Raw genomic sequence first — 8,094 nt, forward strand, 5'->3', positions numbered from 1 at the left:
GGTCGGCCCGAGAATCCTTGTGTATTCTGGGGCCGACCTAGTTAATTTTGTAGACACCAAGAGGTGTCGTGGGAAGGCTAGAGTACCGAAGCCGGGTCCCATGCAGAAGACCGGGCCGAATCGATCGTCGCCTGACCCAGGACACGGGTTTCCTGGTAAACGACCATGGTCTGGCCCGGTGCGACGCCGCGCATCCCCTCGGGAAGCTGAACGACCAAAACCTCGGACCCAGCGGCACGCTCCATGCGCGCCTTGGCGGTCACCGGATCGCCATGGGCACGAACCTGCACCATGCAATCGAATTCTTCGCCGGCGAGCACCGCCGGGATCGGCACTCCGGCCCAGGAGATCCGGATGCCGCGCAGCTCATCGACCGCAAGCAAAGCCTCGGGCCCGACGATCACCTTGTTGTCCTTCGGGCGGATTTCCAGCACGAAGCGCGGCTTGCCGTCGGATGCCGGCCGTCCCAAGCGCAGGCCCTTGCGTTGGCCCACGGTGAATGCCTGCGCACCTTCGTGCTCGCCGAGCTGGTTTCCGTCTTGATCGACGATGTCGCCCGGCTTCATTTCGATACGCTCGGCCAGCCAGCCGCGCGTATCCCCGTCGGGGATGAAGCAGATGTCGTAGCTGTCGGGTTTATTGGCCACGGTGAGCCCGCGGGCTTCCGCCTCGGCGCGCACCTCGGCCTTGGAAGGGGTCTCCGCCAGCGGGAACATGCAGTGCTCGAGCTGCTGGTGGGTGAGCACGCCGAGCACGTAGGACTGGTCCTTGGCCCAGTCCGCCGCGCGGTGCAATTCCGGGTTGCCCGATTCGTCACGCAATACCTTGGCGTAGTGGCCGGTGCAGACCGCGTCGAAGCCCAGCGCCAGTGCCTTCTCCAGCAATGCCGCGAATTTGATCTTCTCGTTGCAGCGCATGCACGGGTTCGGGGTGCGTCCGGCCTCATACTCGTCGACGAAATCCTGGACCACATCCTCTGCGAACCGATCGGAGAAATCCCAAACGTAGTAGGGGATGCCCAGTTTGTCGCAGGCGCGCCATGCGTCGTTGGAGTCCTCCACCGTGCAACAGCCGCGCGAACCGGTGCGCAGGGTCCCGGGCATGCGAGAGAGCGCCAGGTGGACTCCGACTACGTCGTGCCCGGCTTCGACCGCACGTGCTGCGGCGACTGCCGAATCGACGCCGCCGGACATCGCTGCTAGTACCTTCATCGTGTAAAACCCGTCCCTGCTGTGTGAATGCTGCTTTCGTCTGCCGCCATACCGGCTTTCTTTGCCCGTTGATAGGCTTCGGGCAGCGCCTCTAAAAGTATGTCAACGTCCTCACGCGTGGATGTATGCCCCAATGTGAAGCGTTGCACACTTCGTGCGCTTCGTGCATCCCTGCCCATGGCCACCAGCACGTGCGAGGGTTGCGGCACGCCCGCGGTACAGGCAGAACCGGTGGAGGATGCAATCCCAAACATGTCCAAGAGGAACAATAAGGAGTCCCCCTCGCATTCTGGGAAGGTGAAATGCAGGTTTCCCGGTAGCCGTTTGCCCTCGTTCAGCGCATCGCGTGGACCGTTGAGCACCGCTTCGGGGATGCTTTGCGCGATCCGCTGCACCGCATAGTCGCGAAGTTCACTGAGTCGTTTGCTCTCGGCATCCAAATTGGCTTGGACCGCGGTTGCCGCCGCCGCAAACCCTGCCGCCGACGCCGCGTTCAAGGTGCCAGAGCGGAGTTTGCGTTCATGGCCGCCACCGTGCTGGACGGGCATCAGGACAATGTCGCGGCGTACCAGCAAGCCACCGATTCCTACCGGGCCGCCGACCTTATGGGCGCTGATGGCCATGGTTGCCAGACCGCTCGCCGCAAAATCCGTAGGGACGGTGCCGAAGGCCTGTACCGCGTCCGAATGCACCGGAATCTGGTACTTAGCGGCCAGGGCCACGAAAGCGGAGATCGGTTCAATGGTGCCTACCTCGTTGTTTGCCCACATGAGGGTGCCCAACGCGATCCGCTCGTGGTTCGCCTCGATGAGCTCTTCGGCTGCCTGCAGATCCAGCACGCCGTCGGCGTCGACCGGCATCCATAGAAGCGTCGCGTTTTCGTGGGTTTCGAGCCAGGCCACGGTGTCCAGCACCGCATGGTGTTCAATTCCAGCCACCAAAATGCTGCGAGCTTCCGGGTTCTTCTCTGTCCGATTCCAGAACAGGCCCTTGAGCGCCAAGTTATCGGATTCGGTTCCGCCGGAGGTAAAGATCACTTCGGTTGGATGAGCCGCTGCCACCCCGGCGATCTTCGTGCGTGCCTCGTCGATCACGCGGTTGGCGCGGCGACCGGCACCGTGCAACGAGGAGGGGTTGCCGGTGTGGGCGAATTGCTCGGTCATGGCCGACAACGCCGCCGGGTTGAGGTCGGTAGTTGCCGCGTGATCGAGGTATACGGCGGAATTAGTCATCGTCTTAATGGTACGAGCTTTCCCTGCCTAGTTTGAATGGCCAATACGTGTGAATTGCCCGACTTCAATGGCTTCCAGCAACGGATCGCGCAAAATTGCCTCGATAAGCTCGGCCGAGCCACCGATCAGCGTGCAGTCATCATAAGGTTCGGTAGACAGCATCCAGCTGCGGTCTTCGGGAAAAGCCAAGGCCGGGCGTTGACGCTGCGGACCTTCGACCGTCGTCGCCCAAAGCGGCTGCGCCAAAAATTCGCCATCCACTTCGAAGAGCCGGTAGTTTCGGTAACCGCCGCCTAGTTCAAGCGCCGGCGTCGTGAGCACCTCCGGTGCGAAGGCAGGACGTTGCGCCTCGGCGAGCGCGGCGGCGTGAGCGGCCTGGTTTTCTTCGTCGCTGAGCTCCGGATCGGGTTCGTTCTCGATCTGGATGCGTTCGCCACCTTCAATGAAGGCATAGCCTCCCCAAAGGCCGACCACGAACTTTTCCTGCTCAGTTGCCGCGCGGAGCTGCTTCACCAGCGCCTGCCACTGCTCTACAGGCAACTCGTCTACCGGCAGGTCGGTCTCTTCCCAGGCATCCTCGGCTGCCGGGTTGCCCTGGGCATCCCAGCCGGCGACAGTTTCGAAGAGATCTGCTGCGGTGAGGATATGGCCGCGGCTGCTAGCCACGGTCCCCCACTTCACCGGCTGGTCAAACTCGTCATAGGCCGGATGCAAGATCCGTGCGTAGCGTTCGTAACCCACGGGCACTTGCGCGACTACCGTCAGTTGGTCGGCGGTGGCGCAGGAATCAATGATCCATTGGCCCTGGGTGGCTGAGACATGGGAGAACTGCATAGTACAAGCCTAACCAGCATCCAGACATATCCCGCATCAGGTGGCGAGCGGGTGATATGAATGAACAAAGCAATGCGCAGCGGCACGACCGCGAATCAAGGGAGACCAGGTCGATGTTTTTACCCGAGTTGCAGGTTCCGATTCACCACTTTTCGCGTCGGAGCATAGATTTCTCGCGGACCATCGCGGTGATGGCAGTGATCAACCGCACCCCGGATTCTTTCTATGATGCCGGGTCCACCTTCGGTTTGGACGACGCAGTCTCCTCGGCGATGCGTGCGGTGCAGGCCGGAGCGGACTGGATTGATATCGGCGGCGTACCGTTTTCGCCCGGCCCGGAGCTCCCCTGGGAGGAAGAAGCCGCACGTGTGGTTCCGGTGATCGAAGCGGTACGCAAACAAAGTGATGTGGTGATTTCCGCCGACACGTTCCTCCCGGAAGTTGCCCAAGCCGCGATCAATGCCGGAGCGGATGTCATCAACGACACCACCGGGCTGGCCTACCCCGAGATGGCTCAAGTTGTTGCCCGAAACAATGTGCATCTGGTGCTGACTCATTCGTTGGCGAAACCACGCACCGTCTATCCCCGCCCGCAGTACCAGAATGTGGTTACCGAAGTGCGCGACTATCTGGCGCAAAAGGTCCAGCTGGCACTAGACTCAGGAATCCACGCGTCAAAGATCATCATTGATCCGGGGCACGACCTAAATAAGAACACCCGGCACACCCTGGATCTGACCGCGAATTTTGAGGCCATCGCCGCATTGGGATACCCGGCCCTCGCGGCGGTATCCAATAAGGATTTCATCGGTGAAACCTTGGACCTGCCCAAACCCGAACGTCTTGTCGGTTCCATGGTGGCGGCAACCATGTGCGTGATGGGTGGGGCGCGGATCATCCGGATGCACAATATCGCCGAATCCGTGCAAACCGTCCGGCTGATAGAAGCGGCACAGGGGTGGCGGGACCCTGCCTACCAGATCCACAACATGGGCGAGGTCAATCCCCCTGCCCATCCCGAACGTGAAGCCAGCCGATAGGACCCGAGCCATGCGTGAACTGCTACCCAGCAATATGCCGGAGGTTGGCGATACCTACCTTTTGGAGCGTTACGCCGCGTCGCAACGTCCCTTTGTGCGCTTCAATTTCGTTTCAAGCATCGACGGTAGCGCCCAGCGCGATGGGCTGTCCGGCGGGTTGGGCAGCGCGGGCGATGGGCGGATCTTTAGTTTGTTGCGACGCTTGGCAGATGTCATCCTGGTCGGTGCCGGCACCGTCCGCGCCGAAGGGTACGCGGGGGCGCTGATCGGTCATGAGGACATTTCCTGGCGTGAAGCCCGGGGCTTGTCCGCGCAACCGGTCTTGGCGATCGTTTCGCACGGGCTGCATCTGGAGCCCGATGACGAGGTGTTCACGCTAAGCCCCGTCCCGGTGCTGGTCTTCACCAGCGTTCAAGTCACCGAGGAGCACCGCAGTCGCTTCGCTTCGTATGTCGAATTGGTTGAAGTTTCCGAAGCAGACCGGGGTTGTGACCCGCAGGAAATCGTTGCCGATCTGCTAGCCAGAGGGCTGGGTTTCATTCATGCCGAGGGTGGCCCGCATTTGCTTGGCCAATTTATCGCCGCCGATCGTCTCGACTCGATGTGCGTGAGCTATTCGCCGATGCTGTTGGCGGGGTCTGGACAGCGCATAGCGCACGGTCCACGGCAGGCGGCCCTTGCGATGAAAATCCATTCGCTGTTCGAGGAGGAATCTATGCTCTTTTGCGATTATCGGCGCCCGGAATAAGCGTCAGCGCCCCGTCGAGCACGGTCAGCTCAAAATCACCCTGTCCAATAAGCTCCCCGTCCGCATAACTTTCCTGTCTGGTTCGCACAACTACATGTGCACTCCTGCTGGACAGTTGGTGCCGGTGAGTCTTTCCGCGCAGAATATGACCTACAAAAGGCAGCACCGGTAGCAATAGCGGGCCCTTCACCAGCACGATATCGGCCAATCCATCTGCGTAGTCCGCGTGCGGGAAAAGCTTAATCCCACCGCCAAGCGACTTGATATTCGCAATACTTGCCGCGAAGACCGAACCCTTGAATTCAAGTTCCTGAGCCTGAATTTCGGTGGGATACGCGCGAAGTGTGGGGAGGCACAGCAGCAGTCCGAGAATATAGCGCAGCGCGCCTAGGCGGCGTGGCAAACCATTGGCTCGCCGGTTAACGTATCCTTCGAATCCCCACGACACCGCGCCCACGGCAAGCGTAGTTCGTGGCAGGTCATTGGCAAATCGCAGCTGGAGCAAATCGATCGGGGTCCCTGCTGCCCCTCCGGCCAGAAAGCTACCCACCTGTTGGATCGTTTCTTCCGCCGATCGAGCGCCGTACATTCGCCAGGTGTCGTTGCCGCTGCCTGCCGGAATGATCCCCATTGGAATGTTCTTCCCTGCAAGATACTGGATGGTGTGGTGTATTAGTCCGTCTCCGCCGATGACTACTACGGCATCGGCTGTTGCCAAGGCTTCTCCGAATTCTCGCCCTTGGAGATGTGCGGTATTCAACCTGTCTGATTGAATACCGTGAGCCTCGAGCCGGGCTTCCAGCTCTTCGACACGTCGCATTGCCAAACCCTTGCCCGAGCTCGGATGGAAGACTATGCGAATGTGCTGATATTTCACGGAGGGCACCATAAGGATAGAGAATACCCAGCAAACGCTCGGGTTTGAAAAGCCAACTCCCAATCATGGAAGGTAAAATGTTCTAATTGGCACTTGATCGCGCGGCACCGGCCGTGGGGAATTGCCTTAACCGAGAGGATTCGTCCGTATCATGAGTTCGCCAAGTCCCTACGAAATTCTTGGCGTGCCCCGGACGGCAACTTTCGAAGAGATCAAGGTTGCGTATCGGAAGGCTGCTCGCGCGTCACACCCGGATCTGGGTGGTAGCGCTGACGAGTTCAAAGACGTCCAACAGGCATTTCAGACGCTGTCGGATGATCGAAGCCGTTCAAGCTTTGATAGGTCTTTCCAGTCCCCCGGCCAAGCACCACGCGCCGGAACCTCCGCCCGCCAGTACGATGAAAAGCTGCGCACCTCACCGCAACAGCCCAAGGCCCAGCTAGCTACCGAATACGTCCCTCGTCTCGATGACGACTCCTTTGGTTTGCTGGATAGGGCCCACTCGATTCAACGAAGCCACGGTGAGCCACGAAAGCGCGGGCTGTTCAATTCCCGTTCCAGGCTTACCCGAGAAGCACAGACGATCAGCATGCTCAGCAAAAACGTGCTCAACGTGCTACCTGCGGCCCGGCTGGTCAATGGCTTGCAGGCACCCGGCGGCGGGCACTATGACCATGTGTTGACCGCCGGATATCGTATGGCGATCGTCAACACGATGACGCTTCCCGAGGGCTATTACGCATTTGATGGGAACGTATTGCGTCATGGAAATAAAATGACGCAGCCCCCGGCCTTGAACATCACCGGGATGCAACGCGCATTCATGCAGATGAACGTCGTCGCTTTCACGTTGGTCCTTTCGAGCCAGGGCAATCCCCACGAGCCGGTCATCGAATATCACCGCAGGGCCGATCCGGCGCTGGCCTCCACGCCCAACGTGCTCAATGCCGCAGGACTCATCCGCGAACTGAAACTCTTCCTCGGATCAGGCCCTTCCCCGAACATTGTTGACCGTTCGGTACTGTCCCGAGTCTTAGGCGGAATGTACTGATTACCAGTTTTACTGCTCCGAGAGCTTAAACTGTTAAATGTGTTCCGTATTCTTTTCAATGCTCCCGAAATTCCCGGCAACTCCGGGAATGCCATCCGCCTAGCCGCAATCACCGGTGCCGAACTTCATTTAGTGAAGCCCTTGGGCTTCAACTTTGAAGACGCCAACCTGCGTCGTGCGGGGTTGGACTACCACGATCTAGCGGTGGTCACCGTACACGAAAACCTCGAAGAAGCCCTCGCGTCGTTGGGCGAGGGTCGTGTTTTTGCGTTCAGTTCCGATGGCGACACGCTGTACACCGAGGTGGGCTATGTCCCAAGTGACATTCTCATGTTCGGTAAGGAATCGGTGGGGCTTAGCGCCGCAGATAAAGCCCACGAACGGGTGACCGATCTGGTCCGATTGCCGATGTTGCCGGGGCGCCGATCGCTGAACCTTGCCAATGCCGCTTCCGTTGTCGCCTTTGAGGCTTGGCGGCAGAACGGTTTTGCAGGAGCCTAAAGTACCAGCCCAATTGGGCCAAGTACACAGCTTTACCCAATCTTTATAAAGTAAGCTTTTGAGTATGTTCGCGCAGGCGTGCATCCGACAAAACCGACGACTTCTCGGGAGATTCCAAAACAATGAACGGTAGCCCTTCGCAGCACCGCGACGAGCCTCAGGACGAAAATCTGGGTCTGGACCTAGTCAGTCAAGTGGCCCACAGCTCTCGTGCGGAACGGAGCGCACGGCCAAAACGCTGGATCTTCGCAGTGCTTGGTTTGGTAATCGTGGTCGTCTTGGCCCTCGTGACCTTTTCCTTGCTCAATAGCGAGACGAAATCTTCTAAAGCCGCAAAGGCCGATGATGTGCTCACAGAGGTAGTTGAACTCAATAGCGGCGGTCAGGCGACTATCAGTACCTCCAAGCAGGAGAATGCGCTAGGCGTCGAACTGACGGCTCTGCCACCACTTGATGATTCTGAACAGTACGTTGTTTGGGCCGTGCATGAAGAAGGCGGCATCAGCGTAGTGAGCAAGACCTCGGGAGAAGACGCCAAGGGCGGGCTCTCCCCCATCGACGATGTTCTCGCGGTACATATCACCGTGGAAGGTTCAGAGA

At 59.4% G+C, this 8,094-nt stretch carries 9 protein-coding genes; 5 read left to right on the forward strand and 4 right to left on the reverse strand.

Features of this window, described 5'->3' with window-relative positions; translation table 11 throughout:
* Positions 1-77 precede the first annotated feature (77 nt).
* Genes mnmA through ACT3UA_RS18425 form a run of 3 tightly spaced genes read right to left on the reverse strand, consistent with a single transcriptional unit; the run spans position 78 to position 3,277 of the window.
* Complete coding sequence (gene mnmA / locus ACT3UA_RS18415) at positions 78-1,211, reverse strand: tRNA 2-thiouridine(34) synthase MnmA (RefSeq protein WP_096284646.1); 1,134 nt, start codon at positions 1,209-1,211, stop codon at positions 78-80.
* On the reverse strand, positions 1,208-2,443 hold the full coding sequence (locus tag ACT3UA_RS18420; protein ID WP_096284644.1) for a cysteine desulfurase family protein: 1,236 nt from the start codon (positions 2,441-2,443) through the stop codon (positions 1,208-1,210). Before ACT3UA_RS18420 ends, mnmA begins: the two co-directional genes overlap by 4 nt.
* A gap of 27 nt (positions 2,444-2,470) precedes the next feature.
* Entirely contained in the window at positions 2,471-3,277 is an 807-nt protein-coding gene (locus ACT3UA_RS18425; protein ID WP_096284642.1) for a hypothetical protein, read from the reverse strand.
* A gap of 113 nt (positions 3,278-3,390) precedes the next feature.
* Between ACT3UA_RS18425 and folP the strand changes: the two genes are divergently transcribed.
* Together folP and ACT3UA_RS18435 are read left to right on the forward strand one after the other, a co-directional pair.
* Entirely contained in the window at positions 3,391-4,317 is a 927-nt protein-coding gene (gene folP, locus ACT3UA_RS18430) for a dihydropteroate synthase (protein WP_096284640.1), read from the forward strand.
* Between the two features lie 10 nt (positions 4,318-4,327).
* Positions 4,328-5,065, forward strand: a complete 738-nt coding sequence (locus ACT3UA_RS18435) for a dihydrofolate reductase family protein (protein ID WP_096284638.1) — start codon at positions 4,328-4,330, stop codon at positions 5,063-5,065.
* On the opposite strand, the gene ACT3UA_RS18440 is transcribed toward ACT3UA_RS18435, so the two are convergent.
* Positions 5,031-5,942 (reverse strand): diacylglycerol kinase family protein, encoded by a 912-nt coding sequence (locus ACT3UA_RS18440; RefSeq protein ID WP_176484114.1) that lies wholly within the window; start codon positions 5,940-5,942, stop codon positions 5,031-5,033. The two genes, ACT3UA_RS18435 and ACT3UA_RS18440, sit on opposite strands and share 35 nt — an antisense overlap.
* Positions 5,943-6,093: 151 nt before the next feature.
* Between ACT3UA_RS18440 and ACT3UA_RS18445 the strand changes: the two genes are divergently transcribed.
* The 3 genes from ACT3UA_RS18445 to ACT3UA_RS18455 all read left to right on the forward strand — a co-directional run.
* Complete coding sequence (locus ACT3UA_RS18445; RefSeq protein WP_096284634.1) at positions 6,094-6,993, forward strand: J domain-containing protein; 900 nt, start codon at positions 6,094-6,096, stop codon at positions 6,991-6,993.
* Positions 6,994-7,032: 39 nt separating this feature from the next.
* Entirely contained in the window at positions 7,033-7,494 is a 462-nt protein-coding gene (locus tag ACT3UA_RS18450) for a tRNA (cytidine(34)-2'-O)-methyltransferase (RefSeq protein WP_096284632.1), read from the forward strand.
* A 122-nt stretch (positions 7,495-7,616) separates the two neighbouring features.
* A partial coding sequence (locus tag ACT3UA_RS18455) for an anti-sigma factor (protein WP_444617799.1) occupies positions 7,617-8,094 on the forward strand: 478 nt, incomplete at its 3' end.

Origin of the sequence: Glutamicibacter sp. 363 (assembly GCF_052379505.1) — a bacterium.
In the GTDB taxonomy this organism is placed as follows: domain Bacteria; phylum Actinomycetota; class Actinomycetes; order Actinomycetales; family Micrococcaceae; genus Glutamicibacter.

Excerpts from the sequence above, each read along its gene's own strand:
- mnmA (WP_096284646.1), bottom strand. The coding sequence starts at position 1,211 with ATGAAGGTACTAGCAGCGATGTCCGGCGGCGTCGATTCGGCAGTCGCC.
- ACT3UA_RS18420 (WP_096284644.1), bottom strand. The coding sequence starts at position 2,443 with ATGACTAATTCCGCCGTATACCTCGATCACGCGGCAACTACCGACCTC.
- ACT3UA_RS18425 (WP_096284642.1), bottom strand. The coding sequence starts at position 3,277 with ATGCAGTTCTCCCATGTCTCAGCCACCCAGGGCCAATGGATCATTGAT.
- folP (WP_096284640.1), top strand. The coding sequence starts at position 3,391 with ATGTTTTTACCCGAGTTGCAGGTTCCGATTCACCACTTTTCGCGTCGG.
- ACT3UA_RS18435 (WP_096284638.1), top strand. The coding sequence starts at position 4,328 with ATGCGTGAACTGCTACCCAGCAATATGCCGGAGGTTGGCGATACCTAC.
- ACT3UA_RS18445 (WP_096284634.1), top strand. The coding sequence starts at position 6,094 with ATGAGTTCGCCAAGTCCCTACGAAATTCTTGGCGTGCCCCGGACGGCA.